The organism is Bacillus sp. AK128 (genome assembly GCF_053903075.1).
The window spans coordinates 741772-761445 of the sequence record NZ_CP096379.1 but is presented as its reverse complement, the minus strand read 5'-3'; the positions used below and the strand labels follow the sequence as shown (position 1 = coordinate 761445).

The window sequence follows — 19674 nt, the reverse complement described above, 5'->3', positions numbered from 1 at the left end:
CGTATTCTTTTTCAAACCTAAAACATGTCATTTTCTTCTATATACTGATAAATATTGTCTACCAATTCTTCTGGGGTTTCCCCAGTGACAACATCTCCATTTACTAATGCATAAAGGGATTTGTAACATTTCCCACAATACGATAAACATCCATATTCAATTATATCAAAATTCGGGTCCTTCTCTAGTATTTCCCTTGCTTTCTGTGCTCCACTTGCTAAATTACTAATACAGAACTCAATAATTGGCTTCAAGCTTTTCACCTCTACGATTTAAAGGCTACCTTTTTTAGAAGAATTCGTCAATTTTAAAAATGAATAAAGTAATGATAAACTTAATAGATGATCATATAACCATCAAATTATCATAAACATATTGTGATTACTGGGTATTTTCGTTATACTTTTCTATGGTATTTAGCGTGTATAATTTTTTTTCTTTCTATAGATAGACTTTCCATAAAGGAGAATAAGTATGAAACAACTAGTCTTACTCGGAGGCGGATATGGAAATATGCGCGTATTACTCCGATTATTGCCCCATCAGTTGCCTGAGGATGTTCACATTACTCTAATTGATCGTAACCCCTATCACTGTTTAAAAACCGAGTACTATGCCCTTGCAGCAGGTACGATTTCAGATCAGCATATTCGTGTTACCTTTCCAGAACACCCTAGACTATCTATCAAATACGGTGAAGTGACCCATATTGATATAGATAATAAAACCGTACAACTGAATGAACAGGAAGCAATTCCTTATGACGATCTAGTTATAGGGCTGGGTTGTGAAGATAAGTATCATAATGTACCGGGTGCTAATGAATATACGTATAGCATTCAAACGATAGACCGTTCTAGAAATGCTTACCAAGCCCTTAATAATTTAGGCGCTAACAGTGTAGTGGGAATCATCGGTGGAGGATTAAGTGGAGTTGAATTAGCAAGTGAGCTCTGTGAAAGTCGTCCTGATTTAAGAGTAAAGCTCTTTGACCGTGGAAAAAATATTCTCTCTATGTTCCCAGATAGGCTAAGTAGTTATGTTGAAAATTGGTTCCATTCACATGGTGTAGAAGTAATTAATAAAGCAAATATAACACGTATTGAAGAGAAAACTATATTTAACCATGATGAGCCAGTTCATTGCGATGCCATTGTATGGACAGCAGGTATCCAACCAAATAAAATCGTTCGTGATCTAGAAGTTGACAAGGATGCTCAGGGTCGTGTGGTCTTAACGAAGCAGCATAACCTCCCTAACGATGAGCATGTTTATGTCGTCGGCGATTGTGCAAGCCTACCTCATGCTCCAAGTGCTCAGTTAGCAGAGGGACAAGCAGAACAAATTGTAGAAGTACTTTTAAAGCGTTGGGACGGAGAAGAGCCTCCAGCAGAATTTCCTCCTATTAAGCTCAAAGGTGTACTAGGATCATTAGGAAAGAAACAAGGATTTGGTCTACTAGCTGATCGTCCACTTATGGGAAGAGTACCAAGACTTCTTAAATCAGGAATTTTATGGATGTATCGTTATCATAATGGGTGATTCAATACACAAAGCTGTCAAAATTCGACAGCTTTTTCTTTTTATTTGTAAGCATTTTCATTTATATCATTCATTAAATGATATAATAAGAAAGATTAACTTTAGAAAAGAGGATTTAAAATGAATGTCGGAGTAGAATCAAAAGGTGCAGAAGAAATATTAAATTCTTATATGAAAGTCATCTCCATTTTGTCTTCCATGTTACCAGATATAGCAATTGGAATTACGAATAAAGAGCAGTGGCTTGTTTATTATCCGAGTAGAAAGATAAACCTTGGAGTAAAAGCTGGAACAAGAATCAACCCGAATGAACCCTTAGCAGATTGCATTAAAAATAGAAGAATCATTAAAGATGAAGTTTCTGCAGAATTTTTCGGCTTTTCATTTACTGGTTTAGCTAATCCAATTATTCATCAGGGCGAAGTTATTGGTGCAATTGCTATTCAAATGCAAGAGCAAAATGAACGTGAGCTTCGCAAAATCTCTGATCAAATTGTTCATTCACTAGAACAAGCGAATACAGGTGTTACGGATGTCCAAAAAGGAGCAGATGGGCTAGAGGGGATTAGTAATATCCTTCTTGATCAATCTAAGCATGCTTCTGAGGAAATGAATAAAACAGATGACGTAATCAAATTTATTAAAAAAATTGCGGATCAAACTAATTTACTTGGTTTAAACGCTTCAATTGAAGCGGCACGAGCTGGTGAAATGGGACGTGGTTTTGACGTTGTTGCCAAAGAAATAAGAAAGCTTTCAAACGAAACAGTCATTTCTACTGAAAAGATTCGTGTAATTATTACCGATTTACAAAGGTCCATGAAAGAAATGGCTGACTCTGTTGAGAAGGTTGTATCTGTTAGTAAACAACAAGCTTTATCAACGCAGGAGATCTCCAGCTTTATTGATGACATTGAAAAAATGAGTAAGGAACTAAATAAATACGCTTCTGAATTATAAAGTTATTTTATATCAAGTTTGGCTATACAATCGCCAGAACAAAAAGCCTTTAGACAACCTAAAGGCTTTTTATTCTGGCTGATATCCAAACTTTTCAAGCTCTGCATATATCGTTTTTAATCGAGGGTTACCCTCACCTACTATTTCACCATTAATGACAACAACAGGATAAAACATGTCCTCTTCGATGACTCTTTGGGCAAACTCTTTCTTTTCCTCGTCATCGACGGGATCATAAATATCTACATATGTAATGATAAATGGTTGATTTGGGAATTTTCTACTAATGGCAGCCTCTAGCCAGTCATAGGTCTCCTTAGATGAGGGTAAATTCACACAGCTAGGACATAATACATCAGCACCAAATACACTTATTTCTGTTGGTTGAAATGACACCTTCTCCACTTCCCTTCCTTTCCATTGTAATCGATTTAATTGGAAAATACCTACATTGTTGATTTTAAAGACAACAGAATAGATTTTTTATATCAAAGTCATTATAATAGAAGTAAGGAAAGGAGTCGATTAAAATGGAAGTAAAAGAACAAGTAATGGAAGTACTAGATAAACTACGTCCATTCCTACTTCGTGATGGTGGGGATGTTGAGTTAGTAGATATTGAAGAAGGTATTGTAAAGTTACGACTATTAGGCGCATGTGGTAGCTGCCCAAGCTCAACGATTACCCTTAAAGCTGGTATCGAGCGTGCCCTTTTAGAAGAAGTTCCTGGTGTAATTGAAGTAGAGCAGGTATTCTAATCGTTAAATAAACCCAAGCGCTCTCTATTAGTAAAGAGAGCGCTTTTTATTTTCCAACAACTAACTTTTAACCAATCCAGTGAAGTTTAGGTAAGTCTCTTCTTTTATTTCGGTAACTAATGTAAAAATGAACTTCCTTTAAATATTTTTCATATTTATCCGTTGATTTTATCATTTCCTGTAATTCATGAAGATAACGCTCTCGTTCTTCTTCTGTACTTGATTTGTAATAGCCTTCAATGCATTCAAAATAATGAACAGGGAAAAGTAATCTTGAGTAAAATAATCTCCAAGAAAAAGGTGAGAGTGAATTAATCGATTCATACTCGTTAATTAGTTGGTGAAAAGAATCCATTGTATGGTGATTTTTCCAGTAGGATGATCTCGCCCATTCCACTAAATCTCGACTCGGATGATCATACACCCAATCTGTGGGGAGCTTCATATATCGAGAAAATTCCCAGCTGTCGGACAGAAACCTATGATGACAGACAGTACCAGAATCAAGCTCTGTAGGTTGTTCATCTAATTCGGTATCAACCAAATATTGAATTGAATTTTCAGTAAGTCCTACATAGTATGGAAAAGATTCAGCAAAAAGCCTCTCGAATTTATCACTCGGCTGATTCTTAACCTTCATTATCCAAAATTGTTCAAGCTGATCAAGCCTCTTTTCCCATAGGGTCTTCCATTGGCCAATTCTGACTAGACTATTAACTGGAAAAGGAATTCTTTTACCTCTTCTATGGAACTTAGCTAACTCCATACCGACGGAATTTTTTCTACTGCTTGTTTCCGTTTCATACGGACATTTTAATAATACAAACATAATGTCTTCTGCTTTACTTACAATTTCACCTCGTTTATTTTTTACGATGCTGGCAATTTGTTGATCACCTTTATGTAAAAAGTAATCACTAAGTAAAGACATCTCTTCAATTTCTTGTGCTTCTAAATGATTCACTGGGACCAGTAAATAATTCTCATCACGACTTTTATACGTCTCAAAAGAGCGAAAGAATCCGGACTTTTGGCAACTGAGGTTATATGAATTTTGTAGGTGTTGGTTCATCTCTTGCCCCCCTTATTGTCATTTATATGAGTTAAATTATCAAAACTTGTAATAAAAGTATGGTTTTTTTGAATAAATTAATATTCAACGGAAAATATGAAGAGGAACTAATACTTTTATAGAAAGGTGAGTATATGGAAAACTCCAAAAGATCAAAACTGGAAGAAACAGCAAGACAATGGTTAAAGGACCGAGGTGTAACGGTGGAGGATATTGGTGACCTTGTTTATTTCCTTCAGGTCAAATACCATCCTGACTTAACAAAAGAAACATGTATTCATAATGTAGAAAAGGTCCTATCTAAGCGCGAAGTTCAAAATGCCATTTTAACGGGTATCCAGCTTGATCGTCTAGCTGAAAAGAAACAACTTGAAGCTCCGCTACAAAATGCAATTGAAGTAGACGAAGGGTTATATGGGATTGATGAAATTATAGCCCTATCCATTGTGAATATATACGGTTCTATTGGATTTACGAACTTCGGTTATATTGATAAGCAGAAACCTGGTATTTTGCAGCGTCTAAATGACAAATCAACTGGGGAGTGTCATACCTTTTTAGATGATATTGTTGGGGCTATCGCGGCAGCTGCTTCTAGTAGACTTGCACATAGTGCAGCAGCAAAGGCTGAGGATAGTCAAATATAAAGAAAGAGGCTGGGACATAAGTATTTCAGCCAGTGATAAACCCGAACTATTAGGCGATATTTTAATGTATCTTTCACCTACTAGTTCGGGTCTTTATTTTTTATCTTCAATTAAGTTGTTGATTTTACATGCTACTTTTATAACCTAGTGGAATGGAGCGGAAGGCACTCGACTCCTGCGGGAGTAGCGGGACAGGTGAGACCCCGCAGGCGTAGCCGAGGAGGCTCACCGCCCGCCCCGCGGAAAGCGAGTGCCTGAAGCGCAATGGAACAACCCTGTTTGTTCAGCTTAACTGGTTAATAAGAATGAAAGAAACCGAAAACAGTATTATATTTAATCGGCAGACTAATTTAGAGATTATTCGGCTTTGAGATCGGTGTATAAGGTTTTGTCCCAGCCTCTTCTATACTATATTTTATCAATCCATTGCTCTAAAGAATCAATGATATAGGTTGGCTGTTTTACAATGCTCTTTACATGCTCCTTGGTAGTGACACCCGTATGAACTAATAAAGTATCCAACCCAGCATTAATGCCGGCTAATATATCTGTTTGATAATTATCACCAATCATTAGTGTCTTTTCAGGTGGTGTCCCAATAGCCTTCAAGGCTTGCTCCATAATGATTTTTTCTGGCTTTCCTATGAAGGTTGGTTGTACCTCTGTTGAAACAGCTACTACAGATGTTAAGGAGCCATTACCTGGTAGTAATCCTCTTTCCGTTGGGATTGCAATATCTCCGTTTGTTGAAATAAACGTTGCACCATTCCGGACAGCAATACAGGCAAGCGCAAGCTTTTCATAGTTGATCTCGCGGTCAATTCCCATCACAACAAAATCAGGGTTTTGTTCTTGAATGGTTAGTCCCTTTTCCAAAACCGCATGTCGGATTCCCTCTTCCCCTACAATATAAACAGAAGCATCTGACTTCTGATCAAAAATATAGTTGGCTGTTGCCTGACTTGTCGTAAATACTTGATCATCTTCAGCAGGAATCTCAAATTCCCTTAATTTTTCTGCCACTTGACTAGGTCTCCTAGAAGAATTATTCGTTACAAACAAATAAGGAATTCCCTTTTCCTTAAGAGCTTGTACGAAGTGACAAGCCTCTATAATTCGTTCCTTGCCTCTATACATCGTTCCATCTAGGTCAATTAAATATCCTTCGTATTGCTTCATCTCTTGTGATCACCCTTACTTTATGATAATACTGATAGAAAAATCGCCTCTTTTAAAAAGAAGCGATTAGCTTTTAAAAGCACTGACAGGCCCTAGTTCATTTTCTAAATAGGTTCTAATAGCAGGTGGAAAAGCCTTAATTGCTTTTAACTCTTGATTTAATGTAGTCACTAAGTCCTCATGGTTAATGGACAAATAGTCTTGTACTAGTACTTTCCGGAATCCGATAACTTTTTTTAAGGAATCTGCCTGTTCCTTATCCACAACGGTTTCATCCTCTAGAATATCAATAATATCCTCATAGCTACCTGGATCTCTCATAATAAAGCCATCAATCATCGCGTTACCCACGTCTAGGATCGATTCAATCATGACATGAACCACTCTTTCAAGGGAAAGCTTAATCAGCTCTCCATTCCAATCATTCTGGCCCTCGTATGTACTGGTAAGGCCTTCTAAATGAATAAGTGTTGCTTCCATCTTAGCTCGATCAATAAAATACATCCATTTCCCTCACTTTTCTGCAGCTTATATCGTGGAGACCATGCTTGGTAATACCTCTGGTCTAGCATAGAAATACCCTTGGGCTAAGTCTACTTTGTTACGAAATAACACAGATGCTTCTTCTTCCTTTTCAATTCCCTCTGCAACCACTATAGAGCCTGTCTCTTTGGCTATTAATAACAGACCTCTTAGCATGGACTCCTTCACCGTATTCGTATCAATATCTTTGATAACTGATCGATCTATTTTGATAATATCAGGTAAAACTTCACAAATGGTATGGAGACTTGAATATCCAGCTCCTGTATCATCCACAGCAATTCTAAAGCCCATCTGTCTAAGCCTTTTTATGTTCTCAGTGAAATGCTTGTAATCTTCAATCGAATCCCGCTCTGTTATTTCAATAATAATGCGAAAAGGGTTAACATCTCGATACGTTCTTAGCATCCTACTTACAGCCTTAACAAATCGAGGGTTGCTTAAAGTGATTGGAGTAAAGTTAATAAAGATTGAGTGCTGTCGATTGTGCTTCATCATTTGTTTAAAGGCCTTTTCAAGGACAATATTCTCTAACTCAAAGAGAAGATTTAATTGTCTTGCCACTGCAAATAACTGAAGCGGACTCTCCATATCTGTTCCCTTTGGTCCTCTAGTTAAAATTTCTGATGCGGTCGTTTCATTCGTCGCTACATCAAAAATAGGTTGTGCCATTAAACGTATATCCTTTTGATGAATAATCCGATTCATCTCAAACCGTAGCTCATTGTACTTTGAAAAGGTTTTTTTCTCAGCCATTATATTTGCATGTTGGCACGCTTTCATAATCGCGTATCTTGTTGGAAGCTGTGACTTTTCCACAAACATATAACCTGTTTCAAATAAAAAAGTGGTACCATTATAATGTTTGGATAGTTTAGCTAAAACCATACCTATTATTTCGTTCATAAGACTTTCAATTTCTAAAAAGCGATCTTTCTCATGCTCTACTTTAACAATTAAAGCATGGCCATTATTACTATGATTATGTAAAGAAATAATATTTCCATCTGGAAAAACATGTCTGGAAGATTGTAAAAATGCTTCTCTCAGCTTTTTCTTATAGTCTTTTAAATCATAAATATCAAATGTTTGGACCAGTTCTTCTAAATTCGAATGATTAAAAACGATGACAGCAGCCTGATTTCCCTGCTTATGACATGTTTCTACTCCCTCTACAATCGGATCACGAAGAGTAAAGGATGGTGGATAAAATCGAAGAAGCTTTTGTGGCAAGAATAGCTTACCCCATTTTTTTACAACCTTTTTATAAAATAACCAAGTTGTTAAATGCATGCTGCTTCTCCTTTCTAAAAACATAGGTTGTGTTAAAGTACAATGTTGATTTTCTGGCAGAGTTGATTGTAGTGGAAGGATGCGAGACTCCTGCGGGAGCAGCGTGACAGGAGAGACCCCGCAGGCAAAGCCGAGGAGGCTCACCGCACGCCCCGCGGAAAGCGAGTGTCCTGTAACGAAAATCAACACCAAGGCTTAATACAGCCAAAAACATAAAAAGACATTTTTTTATTATTTTATCATATTTTGACAAAACTCGCGTCTACTTCTTTAAAAAACTTGATACGCTTACAAAATCCAAAGAAAAAGTGGTACTATATATATAATACAACCTGAGTTAGGAGAGATTTTTATGGAACGAATGTATTTATATGATGATACGGTACAAACAAAAACAAGATTTGTTAGCTTTATGGGTGAGAATCACCGATTCGATTTAGCGATTATTATGTCGGATCGTTATTATGGGAAATTTCTTGTTTTAGATATACAAAGCTCAAGATTTGCTATTATTGGCCAGGATGACCTCGATGAACCTGGATATATCGAAGAAGCCTATAATTTAAATGAGGAAGATGCAGAGGAATTACGTTCATTTTTATATGAATTTGTATCTTAACTCTTTTTAGTGGGAAACCTACTGTTGATAAACCTAAAACGAGGTGATATCAATGGAAAATGATAAAGACAGAGACATGTATAGAGATTTCTCTAATGTGGAAACGATGCGAATGTATACTGTCCCAAATCATATGCCAGAAGGTCCTTATGGCTGTCCTATCGGGGCTGATGAGCCTGTTGGTAATAAACAGCAAACTCCTTGGGAGGATAGGCAGAGACCATACAGTGCCTTTAATTATGAGTTTAAAAACCTTCATCAGGATATTCCAAGGCAGGACCCAGGATCCCATCCAGTTCATGCTGATCCAGAAGTTAATGAGGAACCTCCCTATACTTCACCTGAAGATAGCCATAAAAAATAGAAATCGGTTCATCCGATTTCTATTTTTTTACTTTTTTAAGCACAAAATAAGCACATCCAAAATTACAGTACTCATAAAGATATTCAGTTAATGTACTGATTTTTGTATCATAGGTGGCTTTTTGATTTTGGTCATCAAAAAACCCTCTAAGCCTTAATTGATTGTAGCCCCAATCACCGACAATAAAATCATATCGGTTTAAAATCTCGCTATATCTATTACGGAATGCCTCTTCATTAAAGCCCTCGCGATAATCTTCAATTATTTCAAAGCTTGTATTATTTATTTCGATCATTTTATGTCTCACCTCTTATTTCCTTAATATTACCATAACTTGAAGAGAAAATCGCTACTGATTACAACCATTCACCAACAATTTCTAAGTTGAAATTCAATCTTTTAGGTCAAGCTATGAACTAAGGGGGTGTCTAAATTGAATAAATCATTACTAATCGCAGGATTCGTTTCACTATCACTACTCACAGCTTGTCAATATGAAGCCTTCTCTGATGATCAGGAATTTTATAAGGAATCAGGAAATGCTGTCCATATGACCACTAGAAATGAAACATATGACAGTAAGAGCCTAACTGGTATGGACAAGGATGATGTGGGAACCAATTTTGGGTTTGTACGTCATCAAAAAAGCCCTGTTCCAGGAGATGAAACACAATTAAATGAAATGCCTGTATTTAACAGAGAACAGGTGGCAGACATTATAAGTAAGATGGCTGTCTTATTGCCAAATGTCAATGATGTCGCAACACTTGTGACCGATGAGGAAGTACTCGTTGCGTATGAAACTGATTCTGAGGACCGTTTTGAGATAGCTGACCAAGTCAAGAAAACGGCTATTTCGGTTGTTCCAAGGTATTTTCACGTTTATGTATCAGATCAACCAAAAATGATGAACGAAATAGAAAAGTATGGTAACTTAGATTCTAATAGCCGTGACATCGACCGAATTATGGATGTAACGATTAAAGAAATGCTTGCAGCTCCACAAGGTAGAAAATTAAACGATGGAGAAAACGCAAACGGTGAAGCCATCAACGAAATGAACGATGGTGTCGGTGATGAGGATTATAACAATGGAACCAATGTTAATAATCCACACAATGGGATCAACAACAATGACACGAATCGAATCAGAAACTATGATTTTAATGAAACAAAAGAAGGTCAAGATAACGACACGAACTACCGAAACAATCAAATGTAAAAAATCAGGTCCGACTCATGATGAGTTGGACCTTTTTTTTCCAGTTCTATTTCTAAGCTTGTTGTTGTTTTGCTGCATTAACCTGTTCGTCAGCATGATAAGAAGATCTAACTAATGGACCTGACTCACAATGGCTGAAGCCTTTTCCTAGAGCTATTTCCTTTAACTCAAGGAACTCATCAGGATGATAGTACTTTTGCACCTTTAAATGCTTTTTGGTCGGCTGTAGATATTGTCCAATCGTCATGATATCTACATTATTTGCACGTAGATCATCCATCGTTTCGATAATATCTTCTTTTGTTTCACCAAGTCCGACCATGATGCTTGACTTTGTCGGAATTTCTGGCTGCATTTCTTTTGCACGACGTAAAAATTCTAATGACCTGTCATATTTTGCTCTAGCTCTAACTCGGTCTGACAAGCGTCTTACGGTTTCGATGTTATGATTTAAAATATCTGGCTTCGCATCCATTAATAACTTTAAGTTCTCATACACACCGTTCATATCTGAAGGTAAAACCTCAATGCTAGTAAATGGATTCTTTCTTCTAATGGCTCTTACTGTTTCAGCAAAAACAGCAGCACCGCCATCCTTCAAATCATCACGTGCAACAGCTGTAATGACTGCATGCTTAAGACCCATTAACTGAACACTATCTGCTACTCGTTCTGGTTCTTTCCAATCTAACTCATTTGGTAAGCCTGTTTTGACTGCACAAAAACGACAAGCACGTGTACAAACATCCCCTAAGATCATAAAGGTTGCAGTCTTACGAACAGCCCAACATTCATGAATATTAGGGCATCTTGCTTCTTCACACACCGTATGAAGGTTCTTTTCTCTCATCATTTTCTTTAGGCCTGTATAATTCTCATTTGTATTGAGCTTTATTTTTAACCAATCAGGCTTTCGAACGTATTCCTCATTCTGGGCCATTATAATCACTCCTGTATGTATGTCTAATTTAACCTAAGTTACACCTTAACCCACTTTACCACATCAATTACATTTAATCCAATATACTTCTTTCTCTACTGTAACAATGGTTTAAATGATTTTCCATTAATTCGCATTAATGATTTTCACCTTAGTACAACAAACTAATCTTAGAAAACTTGACCAGCATTAAGTTTCTTATAAATGCTCTTATGTACAACTATTAAAAATGATTATGTTCCAAAGTGACGATTTTGTCTTTTGTCGAGCATGAAAGAAAGGAGTATAACTAGTGAAAAGGTTTTTAGTGATGCTACTTATCTTTTCAATCTTATCCCCCTCATTAACACATGCTGCAGATCAAACGGATCAAGCTAAGCTTTATGAGAGGAGAATGGACTTATATAAGAAAACAGAAGCTAGCACCCATATTCCCTGGTATTATATTGCAGCCATTGACCAATATGAACGTAATCTACGCTATTCTAGAAAAGATTTACCGAAACCAGAGGGTGCAATTGGCATCTACTTTTCACCAGAAATATGGAGCGGTCCAGTCAATCCAAACAAAGAGGATAAAAATCCTTTTACCATCCATTCCTTTGGTGGATTTGGACTCGATGGAAATGGGGATGGAGAGGCTAATCGCCTTGATGATGAAGATGTTTTATTTACAATGGCTCATTTCATTGAAACTTATGGTACTGACCATGACAATATAAAGATTGCCCTTTGGGATTATTACCAACGGGATAAGACTGTATCAATTATACTGGGACACATGCAAGTTTTTAAACAGTTTGACACGATTGTTTTAGACAAGCATGCCTTTCCAGTCCCTCTAAGAAGTAATCATAGCTATAAGAATACTTGGGGTGATCGACGAGGCTGGGGGGGCCGAAGAACACACGAAGGAACCGATATCTTTGCAAGCTACGGTGTGCCGGTCCGTTCTACCACGTATGGAATTATCGAGGTAAAAGGATGGAACAAGTTTGGAGGCTGGCGTGTCGGTATTAGAGATTTAAATAATACGTACCACTACTACGCTCACCTAAACGGATTTGCCAAGGAGCTTCAGGTTGGACAAATTGTTGAACCTGGGACCGTAATTGGATCGGTTGGTAGTTCCGGTTATGGACCACCTGGGACAGCAGGTAAATTCCCACCTCATCTACATTACGGAATGTACAAGGACAATGGTTTCACAGAGTGGTCCTTTGATCCTTACCCACATTTAAGAGCATGGGAACGACAAGAACGAGCAAGAAAATAGTGAGATGCTATGACGGCAGGTTTAATTCTAACCTGTCGTCTTTTGTTATTGTGATTAAATTACTTGAGAACCGAGGAAATTACGTAGAAGATAATAGAACATTCCATGTGGTTAAGGCTTTTTACACCTTGCTGAAGCAATATGGAGTTCAATTTGGGCTTTTTGCTTGCGAACTGCCTTTCACCAAAGTGCGTTTTAGCCCCAATTGCACGGGAATTGATGATAATTGCGTGAGTTTGTGGTTTTATTGCGTGGGAATTCAAGGGGATTGCGTGAGTTTATGACTTTATTGCGTGTGAACCGAAGATAATTGCGTATTGCGTAATAATTTCGGACATCAAAAAAAGACAGAGCCTAGATGGCCCTGCCGCTTCAAACTAGTTAATTTCCGCTTTGTCTTGCCTTTTTAACAGCATGAGTAATACTTGCTGCTAATCCGCCCCAAATAATTACCATCCCTATAATCATCATCATTATCGCGCTTCCACTCATGATTTAGAAACCTCCTTTTCATCTGGAACCTTTAATGCGCCTGGCTCCCACTTGAATCGAGTAAATAATAAACCAACGATAATGGCCGCACCTGCAACCACCCATCCAGAAGTGATTAGGAAAGATAAGCTATAGTCTCCCCCACCATAGTAAGTTGCTGGATCAAGATTTTTTCTAATATTATCAATCATCATATAACCAAGTACGATTGGTGTAATCACCCCTAGGCACGCCTTCCACCAAGCACCTAAAGCTATATCAGAAACACTGTTCGCATGAGATTGAAGTCCTTTTAGTTCTTTTGCAAACCAAGCAACGACCACAACTTGAACTAATCCTGATAATGCAACACCAAATTGATTGATGAAATAATCAGCAACATCTAAGAAATTCAATCCACCTCTTGTTGCGAAAATGATTGAAATAAGTGCTGACAGTCCACCACCAAAAGCTACAGCCTTTGTTCTAGAAACCTTGAACTTATCCTGAACACCTGCTACAAAGGTTTCAACAATGGATATAAGTGAGGTTAATCCTGCTAATACAAGTGAACCGAAGAATAAGAATCCAAAGAATTGATTAAAAGCAGGGAATTCATTAATGATTTGCGGGAATACCACAAATGCTAGGATCACCCCTCCTTTTACTACTTCGTCAACAGGAACACCTTGTTGGAATGCCATAAATCCTAGTGCACTAAATACACCAATACCTGCTAATAATTCAAATGCTGAGTTTCCAAATCCAGTAATGAATGCATTGTTTGTAATATCTGATTTTTTAGGTAAGTAGCTTGAGTAAGTAATCATAATAGCAAATGCAATCGATAAACTAAAGAAGATTTGTCCATAGGCTGCTACCCATACTTTACCATCAAATATGGTATCCCAGTTAGGAGAGAAGAAGGCATTTAAACCATCAGCAGCTCCTTCAAGAGTTAAAGCTCTTATTACAATAATTAAAAAGAGCACACATAATGTCGGGATAAAAATTCGATTGGCAGCTTCAATTCCTTTTTTAACACCCTTGAATAACACACCAAGAGTTATAGCCCAAACAATGACTAACGGCCAAAATACACTAGGAACAATTCCACCAAATTCTCCTGCTGGACCAACCTGCAAGTAATCGGCTAATAAGAAGGTTTGAGTATCTTCGCCCCACTTTAGATTAAAAGAAAAGCCCGTATAAGATAGTGCCCAAGCAATAATAACTGCATAGTAAGTAGAGATTACAAACGATACCGCAACCTGCCACCAACCAAGCCATTCTGCATTCTTGTTCATTCTGGCATAAGATAAAGGTGCTGAACCTCTGTACTTGTGCCCCATTGTAAATTCTAAAATTAATAGTGGAATACCAGCTGTTAAAAGTGCAAACAAATAAGGAATAAAGAATGCGCCTCCACCATTTTCATACGCTGTTGCTGGGAATCTCCAAATATTCCCTAAACCAATTGCTGAACCGACAGCCGCCAAGATAAATCCTGCTCTCGTTCCCCATTGAGGACGATTATCCATCTCCAATACCTCCTGTTGATACCAAATACCGCTATTTTTACGGTATTCAGTATTTTTTTATTTTTCTGATTATTAATTTATATCATAAATATAGGACAATATGCTAGTACTAATTTTTTCTTGTTAAATAAATATTTTCAACACTATTTTGAAAAACTAACGAATGCATAAAGAAGGCTGCTTGTTTCTTAAGGTTTCTCATATACAGAAAATTATTCCATAAATTGGTATATTCTTTACTTCCCTGTAATTACCAACTTAAACTTAGGAGGTCATCAAGTTGGATAAAAAGAACGACCAAAACAATAAATCAACTGAATTATGTGAATCAATCGCAGAGGATCGTTATTTTTGGAATGAGCTCCATATCATCGTTGAAGACGGTGTGAAAGCAAGTACAGAAGAGGACTGAAATACTAAAAGGCAGACGTCATCTAATGATATGTCTGCCTTTTATACTTATATAGTTTTTTAATTTGAAAGTTCAATCGAAGGACTTACGCCTTCTCCACCGGCTCCGTTAAAAAATTCTGGTACCTTACCAGGGAGTACATATGAACCAATTGGGATAATATTTCTTAACTCATGAACTTCAGTAGCAAACGGAACAATAACTTGAACATTGACGACTACTTCTAAAGATACATCTACTTGAGAATTATTAATGCCAAACTCTTGTACTTTATCTATAAAATTTGTGCTAGTCTCACCGACTGTTGTAAATTTCACTGGAATTTTAGGACCGAGGTTACCTAAAATAGCAATATTGGTTGCTAAACCGACAGGGATTTCCCTAATAATCCCGTTTGCAAGAGCTTCCTCATTCTCCTGAATTTCTATATCTGATAAAATACCAAGTTCCTTTAACTTACCTTGTTCTGCTAGTTCTAGATTTTGCTGTACAAGATTAGTCGTTTCAGAAATGATTCGATTTACCATCGATGTATTCAAAGTAACCATGGTTATATCACCATTTTGATTTTCCTTGGTAATCCAAAGTTCTTTTACATCAATCCCTTCAACAACCTTCTGATTTACAGCCTTATTTATAGCCAGTGTGGCGATTTCCCTTGTTTCAACTTCCGCATATTCCCGTAATGCGGGCTCGATTCCTTTATTCAATATGATAATACCAACTGCTGTAGAAAACATAAACATGACGAAAGTAAGTAAAAAAACATAGCGAAAAGGCAGTGGTCCCTTACGCGGTGGGTTAATTCCACGAAACTTTGCCAAGCTGATTCCCCCCTTACAAGCTAATGTATGCACAAGGTGTACAAGATAAGCCACATCCCCTAAAAAAATTTCTTCTCATTCGAATGGAATATATTCATTCGGCTAGGAGAAAAAAGCATCAAAAAAAGACAACTGCTAATTAGTTGTCTCTTTTCGATCTTCTTGGTTGGATGATGTACTACATTTCACAATCATTATATCTAGCTCTCTTTTGAGGTCCACTTCATATGGGTCTACCTCTATATTGTTTTCTTCTAGAATTCGAATAACAGGACGGTCACAGTAGCCTGCATTTTGTCTCATCACTACTCCTGATCTACCATCATGAAGAGTCACGGTTAGACCCTCAGGATACACGACTATCGCTCTTCGAAACGCTTTTACAATATCGGCATCAAAGAGTTTATCAGCACCTGCATATAATATTTCAAGTCCTTCATGTGGAAGCATGGCATGACGATAGGATCGATTGGAAGTTACCGCATCAAATACATCCGCAACCGCAAGGATTTTTCCAAACAAATGAATATCAGGACTCGTAATTCCTCTAGGATATCCCGACCCATCCAAACGCTCATGATGTAAAAGAGCACAATGAGCAGCTGTAAGAGGCACATTAGGAAGGTTTTTTACAAGTTCATACCCATAAAGAGAATGCTTCCTCATCTCCGAAAATTCCGATTCCGTTAGCTTACCTGGCTTAAGTAAGATATCAGTCGGGATCATCATTTTCCCAACATCATGTAAAAGGGCACCAATTCCTAACGCTTCGAGCTGCTTTTCTTTAAGCTTTAATTCGAGTCCAATTGTTAAAGAATAGAGGGTCACATTGAATGAGTGAGAGAAAATATAATGATCATAAATCATTACATCCGCTAATAAGGAAAATAACTCCCCACTTTGTTTGAGTTCCGATAAAACAGTATGGATGACCCCTTTGAATTCTTTTGTTGAATCTTGCAAAATATAGACTTGATTAACTGAGTTACCAGCTTGCACTTTTTGAAAGGTATTTTCAATGGTGCGGATTGCTTTTTTATGAGTTTGGTCGGAAATCGTATTCCTAGAGTGAATATCCTTTGTACGACGATCGTCAATGTATAAAAAAGTAATCCCAATTTCATGTAATCGCTTAATCATTCGACTAGTTAATGGGACTCCTTCGTTGATCAGAACTTTTCCTTTATCATTAAAAACAGCTTTATTTAAAATCATTCCCGGTTTTAAATATTTCGTTGATACTAAACGCATCTTATACCCCTTACCCTTAAAACAATAGTTAGTAATAGTATATACCAAATAAATAACTGAGTAGCAATATTTAATAGCAGTTTAAGTTAAAATGCCCATAGAAATGGAATAACCTGCCAGATGGATTGGCAGGTTTTATATGTTCTTATTCATTTTATTAAATCATTTTAAGCAGAGCGTCTTTGCCGATTGTACCAACTGAGATTCCATGCTTTTCGGCTTCGTAGGTAACTGATTCAAGAGGAGCTTCAAGAAGCTGTTCGATTGTTCGTACTCCTACTGCTCTACCTGCTATAATTCCACGATCTTTCAGCTTTTCATTTAGTAAGCCAACGTCCAATGCCCCGCACATAATATAGCCCTTCTCATTAGTAACAGCCATAAAATTTGTTTTAGGGAGCTTTACCGTAATAGCTGTAAATTGGTGCCCATCAATTATAATTGGTGTCATCGTAACCATTCTTTACACCCCTTTCCTCCCTTTCATTTTATGATGAAGGAAGGAAACCGTTCATATAATTAGGCTTTTTTAAGTAATTTCCACTGTAGGATGTCTCTTAGCATTTCAGGAAGAAAGTACTCCTTTTGTTTAGAATGTGAGATTTCAGGATACAAGCCACCAAAAGTGAACATATCTAAAGTTGCCACTACATATTCACGGTCTGGATTAATTGGTTCTCCTCCCACTAAAATGGAAGTAACATGAGGCAGATGATCCTCCATCATCGTTGTTTCCACGATAGCTCCTGCGTAGACCATTCTTCCAAGTACCTTGCCTCTAAAACCAAATCCTTTCATTTGGAGCTGCTCCATTCTTGAAGTCGCCGCTTGTAGGATTACTTCTTTTAGTTCACTACCATTTAAAATCACCTTACAAGGATTAATAGGATGAGGGCATATCCGATGCAAATCTCCAAGTGTCACCTTTCCCTTAGGCAATGAATCTAGAAGCACACCGGCATTAATCATCCCGATTTCTCCACCACACCAGTCTTTAATGGCTTCAGCTAAGAAATCGGCTAACACGGAAGGCTTATACCATTCGATTTCTAATGGGGCCTCAATATTTACTACCTCTTCATTAAGTTTCATTGAAGCAAGCTCAGCTTCTCTTTTAAGAGACTCAGCAGTCAATACACACTCTTTTTCTTCATCCATAGGGTAAACAGTCGGCTCGACATGAATCACCTGATTGGAGCCTTTATTAACCGTCAGCCTTACATACCCCACATTCATACCAAATTTACCTGCACCACAAAGCGTTGTCCCATTGATTTCTACACCATTAGGAAGCAAATGATGAGTATGGCCACCTAAAATGAGGTCAACCCCTTCTATTTCTCTAGCTATTCTCTCATCCTCATTTATGCCAAGATGAGACAAAACGACTACAAAATCTGCACCTTGTTCTTTGACCTCTTGGATAAGCGATGGAAGTATGTCAAAAGGCTGTGCTATTTTCCATCCAAGCAACTCATAAAACTTTTGAAAAGCTACCGTAAGTCCAACCAAAGCAATTTTAAATCCAGACTTCGTATTATGAATTGAATAAGGCTTGACCCAATAAGGAATGGATTCATCGGGCTCCATTAAATTACCGATTAAGACTGGGAAATTAGCTTCAGCATATAGATTCTCTAACTCTTCTTTTGACAGCGTAATTCCTTCATTATTCCCAATTGTCACATAGTCATAACCTAGTTCATTCATCAGACGTACATTCGCTTTACCTAAAGTAGCTTCTGTTGTGGGATGAAATCGATCCATATGATCCCCGATATCTAACACGAGTACCTCTTCTTGATTACTTTGGTGTTGGACTCTTTTTTCTTTAATAAATCCAGTGATCTTTGGCCAATTTTCAAAATGGCTGTGTAAATCATTAATATGATATATATGAATATGTTCCATCACTAACACCTCAATATGTTAAAGAAGACCGTCTAAGATCAACCTTAAACCAAAAATTAATAAAAATAACCGGAGTAGTAGAACAACGGTAACTGGTTTTAACCTCGTATTGATGAATGCTCCCAATTTAGCTCCAATCCATGCACCAGGTACGAGAAGTAATGCTAACATCCACTCAATATTACCCAGATACAAATGGGTTAAAGAGCTTGTGGTGGCAGAAAGAATAATCATAAACATCGAGGTTGCAATTGCAATATGGGGTGGAAATCTAAATAATAACAGCATCGCTGGCACCATTAAAGCACCCCCACCAATTCCAAAGAGTCCTGATGTGAACCCTACTATAAAGGAGATCCCAACTGCTAGTGGTAAATGATATCCATACTCATGTTCCGTCCCATTCTGATCTACATATGTTTTCATCATACGATTGCTAGTTGATAAAGTAACCGGACTTAACCGATTTTGTAAAAATAAAAGTAGCGAGATCAGGATAATAAAGATTCCAAAGTATAGGGAAAACGTCTCTGCATGTAGATATCCATTTACCCAGGAACCAACAATTGAACCTGGTCCACTTCCAATAAAAAAGAGTAGACCACTTTTTATGTCAACATTTCCCTTTTTATAATAACTAATCGTTGAAGAAAGTCCTGTGGCAATCACAGCTAGAAGGGAGGTTCCTACTGCTACCTGTGGAGTGACTTCGCTTATAATCCCAAGCGCACCTAAATATAATAGGGCAGGAACAATAATCACGCCTCCACCTAATCCCATTAAACTCCCGATTATGCCACCAATACATCCTACGATAAATAATATGAACCATTCCATCTATAAATCCGT

23 protein-coding genes and 1 pseudogene are annotated in these 19674 nt (G+C 37.4%); 9 read left to right on the top strand and 15 right to left on the bottom strand.

The features are described 5' to 3' along the window. Window positions 1-17: 17 nt before the first annotated feature. Window positions 18-254, bottom strand: a complete 237-nt coding sequence (locus M1D60_RS03430; protein WP_456277817.1) for a YuzB family protein — start codon at window positions 252-254, stop codon at window positions 18-20. Window positions 255-474: 220 nt separating this feature from the next. Between M1D60_RS03430 and M1D60_RS03425 the strand changes: the two genes are divergently transcribed. Both M1D60_RS03425 and M1D60_RS03420 read left to right on the top strand, forming a co-directional pair. Continuing rightward, complete coding sequence (locus tag M1D60_RS03425; protein ID WP_456277816.1) at window positions 475-1542, top strand: NAD(P)/FAD-dependent oxidoreductase; 1068 nt, start codon at window positions 475-477, stop codon at window positions 1540-1542. 639 nt (window positions 1543-2181) lie between these two features. Continuing rightward, window positions 2182-2502 (top strand): annotated as a pseudogene (locus tag M1D60_RS03420) (methyl-accepting chemotaxis protein); the annotation flags it as partial. A gap of 69 nt (window positions 2503-2571) precedes the next feature. On the opposite strand, the gene M1D60_RS03415 reads toward M1D60_RS03420, so the two are convergent. Further along, complete coding sequence (locus M1D60_RS03415) at window positions 2572-2898, bottom strand: YuzD family protein (RefSeq protein WP_456277815.1); 327 nt, start codon at window positions 2896-2898, stop codon at window positions 2572-2574. Window positions 2899-3032: 134 nt separating this feature from the next. On the opposite strand from M1D60_RS03415, the gene M1D60_RS03410 reads away from it, so the two are divergent. Beyond that, window positions 3033-3260 (top strand): NifU family protein, encoded by a 228-nt coding sequence (locus tag M1D60_RS03410; RefSeq protein ID WP_456277814.1) that lies wholly within the window; start codon window positions 3033-3035, stop codon window positions 3258-3260. A gap of 67 nt (window positions 3261-3327) precedes the next feature. On the opposite strand, the gene yutH is transcribed toward M1D60_RS03410, so the two are convergent. After that, window positions 3328-4332: a spore coat putative kinase YutH gene (yutH, locus tag M1D60_RS03405; protein ID WP_456277813.1), complete on the bottom strand. Its 1005-nt coding sequence runs from the start codon at window positions 4330-4332 to the stop codon at window positions 3328-3330. 134 nt (window positions 4333-4466) lie between these two features. Between yutH and M1D60_RS03400 the strand changes: the two genes are divergently transcribed. Next, a complete protein-coding gene (locus M1D60_RS03400) occupies window positions 4467-4979 on the top strand; it encodes a phosphatidylglycerophosphatase A family protein (protein ID WP_456277812.1) in 513 nt (170 codons plus the stop codon). A gap of 408 nt (window positions 4980-5387) precedes the next feature. Here the strand turns inward: M1D60_RS03400 and M1D60_RS03395 are convergent, their stop codons facing one another. From M1D60_RS03395 to M1D60_RS03385, 3 genes are all read right to left on the bottom strand, one after another. Further along, window positions 5388-6158, bottom strand: a complete 771-nt coding sequence (locus M1D60_RS03395) for a TIGR01457 family HAD-type hydrolase (RefSeq protein ID WP_456277811.1) — start codon at window positions 6156-6158, stop codon at window positions 5388-5390. A gap of 66 nt (window positions 6159-6224) precedes the next feature. Then, window positions 6225-6662 carry a type VII toxin-antitoxin system HepT family RNase toxin gene (gene hepT, locus M1D60_RS03390; protein WP_456277810.1) on the bottom strand — a complete coding sequence of 146 codons (438 nt, stop codon included), beginning with the start codon at window positions 6660-6662 and terminating at the stop codon, window positions 6225-6227. 24 nt (window positions 6663-6686) lie between these two features. Beyond that, on the bottom strand, window positions 6687-7994 hold the full coding sequence (locus M1D60_RS03385) for an EAL domain-containing protein (protein ID WP_456277809.1): 1308 nt from the start codon (window positions 7992-7994) through the stop codon (window positions 6687-6689). Window positions 7995-8346: 352 nt separating this feature from the next. Between M1D60_RS03385 and M1D60_RS03380 the strand changes: the two genes are divergently transcribed. Then, complete coding sequence (locus M1D60_RS03380) at window positions 8347-8613, top strand: DUF3055 domain-containing protein (RefSeq protein WP_456277808.1); 267 nt, start codon at window positions 8347-8349, stop codon at window positions 8611-8613. A 52-nt stretch (window positions 8614-8665) separates the two neighbouring features. Continuing rightward, complete coding sequence (locus tag M1D60_RS03375; protein WP_456277807.1) at window positions 8666-8977, top strand: cytosolic protein; 312 nt, start codon at window positions 8666-8668, stop codon at window positions 8975-8977. A 19-nt stretch (window positions 8978-8996) separates the two neighbouring features. Here the strand turns inward: M1D60_RS03375 and M1D60_RS03370 are convergent, their stop codons facing one another. Next, window positions 8997-9272 carry a YutD family protein gene (locus M1D60_RS03370; RefSeq protein ID WP_456277806.1) on the bottom strand — a complete coding sequence of 92 codons (276 nt, stop codon included), beginning with the start codon at window positions 9270-9272 and terminating at the stop codon, window positions 8997-8999. A 129-nt stretch (window positions 9273-9401) separates the two neighbouring features. Here M1D60_RS03370 and M1D60_RS03365 point away from each other — a divergent pair, with 129 nt between their 5' ends. Beyond that, window positions 9402-10199, top strand: coding sequence for a YhcN/YlaJ family sporulation lipoprotein (locus tag M1D60_RS03365; RefSeq protein WP_456277805.1), 798 nt, complete (start codon window positions 9402-9404; stop codon window positions 10197-10199). Between the two features lie 52 nt (window positions 10200-10251). Here the strand turns inward: M1D60_RS03365 and lipA are convergent, their stop codons facing one another. Further along, window positions 10252-11139 carry a lipoyl synthase gene (gene lipA / locus M1D60_RS03360; RefSeq protein WP_456277804.1) on the bottom strand — a complete coding sequence of 296 codons (888 nt, stop codon included), beginning with the start codon at window positions 11137-11139 and terminating at the stop codon, window positions 10252-10254. 310 nt (window positions 11140-11449) lie between these two features. Here lipA and M1D60_RS03355 point away from each other — a divergent pair, with 310 nt between their 5' ends. Beyond that, on the top strand, window positions 11450-12415 hold the full coding sequence (locus M1D60_RS03355; protein WP_456279341.1) for a M23 family metallopeptidase: 966 nt from the start codon (window positions 11450-11452) through the stop codon (window positions 12413-12415). Between the two features lie 381 nt (window positions 12416-12796). Here the strand turns inward: M1D60_RS03355 and M1D60_RS03350 are convergent, their stop codons facing one another. Together M1D60_RS03350 and M1D60_RS03345 are read right to left on the bottom strand one after the other, a co-directional pair. Further along, the gene (locus M1D60_RS03350; RefSeq protein WP_456277803.1) at window positions 12797-12907 is read right to left on the bottom strand and encodes a methionine/alanine import family NSS transporter small subunit; all 111 of its coding nucleotides are present in this window, start codon (window positions 12905-12907) and stop codon (window positions 12797-12799) included. After that, a complete protein-coding gene (locus M1D60_RS03345; RefSeq protein WP_456277802.1) occupies window positions 12904-14427 on the bottom strand; it encodes a sodium-dependent transporter in 1524 nt (507 codons plus the stop codon). The genes M1D60_RS03350 and M1D60_RS03345 overlap by 4 nt, the downstream gene beginning before the upstream one ends. A gap of 280 nt (window positions 14428-14707) precedes the next feature. On the opposite strand from M1D60_RS03345, the gene M1D60_RS03340 reads away from it, so the two are divergent. Next, complete coding sequence (locus tag M1D60_RS03340; RefSeq protein WP_456277801.1) at window positions 14708-14839, top strand: hypothetical protein; 132 nt, start codon at window positions 14708-14710, stop codon at window positions 14837-14839. 59 nt (window positions 14840-14898) lie between these two features. Here M1D60_RS03340 and yunB read toward each other — a convergent pair whose 3' ends face one another. From yunB to M1D60_RS03315, 5 genes are all read right to left on the bottom strand, one after another. Further along, window positions 14899-15663, bottom strand: a complete 765-nt coding sequence (yunB, locus tag M1D60_RS03335) for a sporulation protein YunB (protein WP_456277800.1) — start codon at window positions 15661-15663, stop codon at window positions 14899-14901. A 135-nt stretch (window positions 15664-15798) separates the two neighbouring features. Beyond that, complete coding sequence (locus M1D60_RS03330; protein WP_456277799.1) at window positions 15799-16914, bottom strand: HD-GYP domain-containing protein; 1116 nt, start codon at window positions 16912-16914, stop codon at window positions 15799-15801. A 157-nt stretch (window positions 16915-17071) separates the two neighbouring features. Then, window positions 17072-17374, bottom strand: coding sequence for a YunC family protein (locus M1D60_RS03325; protein ID WP_456277798.1), 303 nt, complete (start codon window positions 17372-17374; stop codon window positions 17072-17074). A gap of 59 nt (window positions 17375-17433) precedes the next feature. Then, the gene (locus M1D60_RS03320; protein ID WP_456277797.1) at window positions 17434-18825 is read right to left on the bottom strand and encodes a bifunctional metallophosphatase/5'-nucleotidase; all 1392 of its coding nucleotides are present in this window, start codon (window positions 18823-18825) and stop codon (window positions 17434-17436) included. An 18-nt stretch (window positions 18826-18843) separates the two neighbouring features. After that, window positions 18844-19662, bottom strand: a complete 819-nt coding sequence (locus M1D60_RS03315; RefSeq protein WP_456277796.1) for a sulfite exporter TauE/SafE family protein — start codon at window positions 19660-19662, stop codon at window positions 18844-18846. Between the last annotated feature and the right edge of the window lie 12 nt (window positions 19663-19674).

What these genes read in the sequence shown, in the direction of transcription:
- M1D60_RS03425 (WP_456277816.1), top strand. Translation starts at nt 475, where the DNA reads ATGAAACAACTAGTCTTACTCGGAGGCGGATATGGAAATATGCGCGTA.
- M1D60_RS03410 (WP_456277814.1), top strand. Translation starts at nt 3,033, where the DNA reads ATGGAAGTAAAAGAACAAGTAATGGAAGTACTAGATAAACTACGTCCA.
- yutH (WP_456277813.1), bottom strand. Translation starts at nt 4,332, where the DNA reads ATGAACCAACACCTACAAAATTCATATAACCTCAGTTGCCAAAAGTCC.
- M1D60_RS03400 (WP_456277812.1), top strand. Translation starts at nt 4,467, where the DNA reads ATGGAAAACTCCAAAAGATCAAAACTGGAAGAAACAGCAAGACAATGG.
- M1D60_RS03395 (WP_456277811.1), bottom strand. Translation starts at nt 6,158, where the DNA reads ATGAAGCAATACGAAGGATATTTAATTGACCTAGATGGAACGATGTAT.
- hepT (WP_456277810.1), bottom strand. Translation starts at nt 6,662, where the DNA reads ATGTATTTTATTGATCGAGCTAAGATGGAAGCAACACTTATTCATTTA.
- M1D60_RS03385 (WP_456277809.1), bottom strand. Translation starts at nt 7,994, where the DNA reads ATGCATTTAACAACTTGGTTATTTTATAAAAAGGTTGTAAAAAAATGG.
- M1D60_RS03380 (WP_456277808.1), top strand. Translation starts at nt 8,347, where the DNA reads ATGGAACGAATGTATTTATATGATGATACGGTACAAACAAAAACAAGA.
- M1D60_RS03375 (WP_456277807.1), top strand. Translation starts at nt 8,666, where the DNA reads ATGGAAAATGATAAAGACAGAGACATGTATAGAGATTTCTCTAATGTG.
- M1D60_RS03370 (WP_456277806.1), bottom strand. Translation starts at nt 9,272, where the DNA reads ATGATCGAAATAAATAATACAAGCTTTGAAATAATTGAAGATTATCGC.
- lipA (WP_456277804.1), bottom strand. Translation starts at nt 11,139, where the DNA reads ATGGCCCAGAATGAGGAATACGTTCGAAAGCCTGATTGGTTAAAAATA.
- M1D60_RS03355 (WP_456279341.1), top strand. Translation starts at nt 11,450, where the DNA reads ATGCTACTTATCTTTTCAATCTTATCCCCCTCATTAACACATGCTGCA.
- M1D60_RS03350 (WP_456277803.1), bottom strand. Translation starts at nt 12,907, where the DNA reads ATGAGTGGAAGCGCGATAATGATGATGATTATAGGGATGGTAATTATT.
- M1D60_RS03345 (WP_456277802.1), bottom strand. Translation starts at nt 14,427, where the DNA reads ATGGATAATCGTCCTCAATGGGGAACGAGAGCAGGATTTATCTTGGCG.
- M1D60_RS03330 (WP_456277799.1), bottom strand. Translation starts at nt 16,914, where the DNA reads ATGCGTTTAGTATCAACGAAATATTTAAAACCGGGAATGATTTTAAAT.
- M1D60_RS03325 (WP_456277798.1), bottom strand. Translation starts at nt 17,374, where the DNA reads ATGGTTACGATGACACCAATTATAATTGATGGGCACCAATTTACAGCT.
- M1D60_RS03320 (WP_456277797.1), bottom strand. Translation starts at nt 18,825, where the DNA reads ATGGAACATATTCATATATATCATATTAATGATTTACACAGCCATTTT.
- M1D60_RS03315 (WP_456277796.1), bottom strand. Translation starts at nt 19,662, where the DNA reads ATGGAATGGTTCATATTATTTATCGTAGGATGTATTGGTGGCATAATC.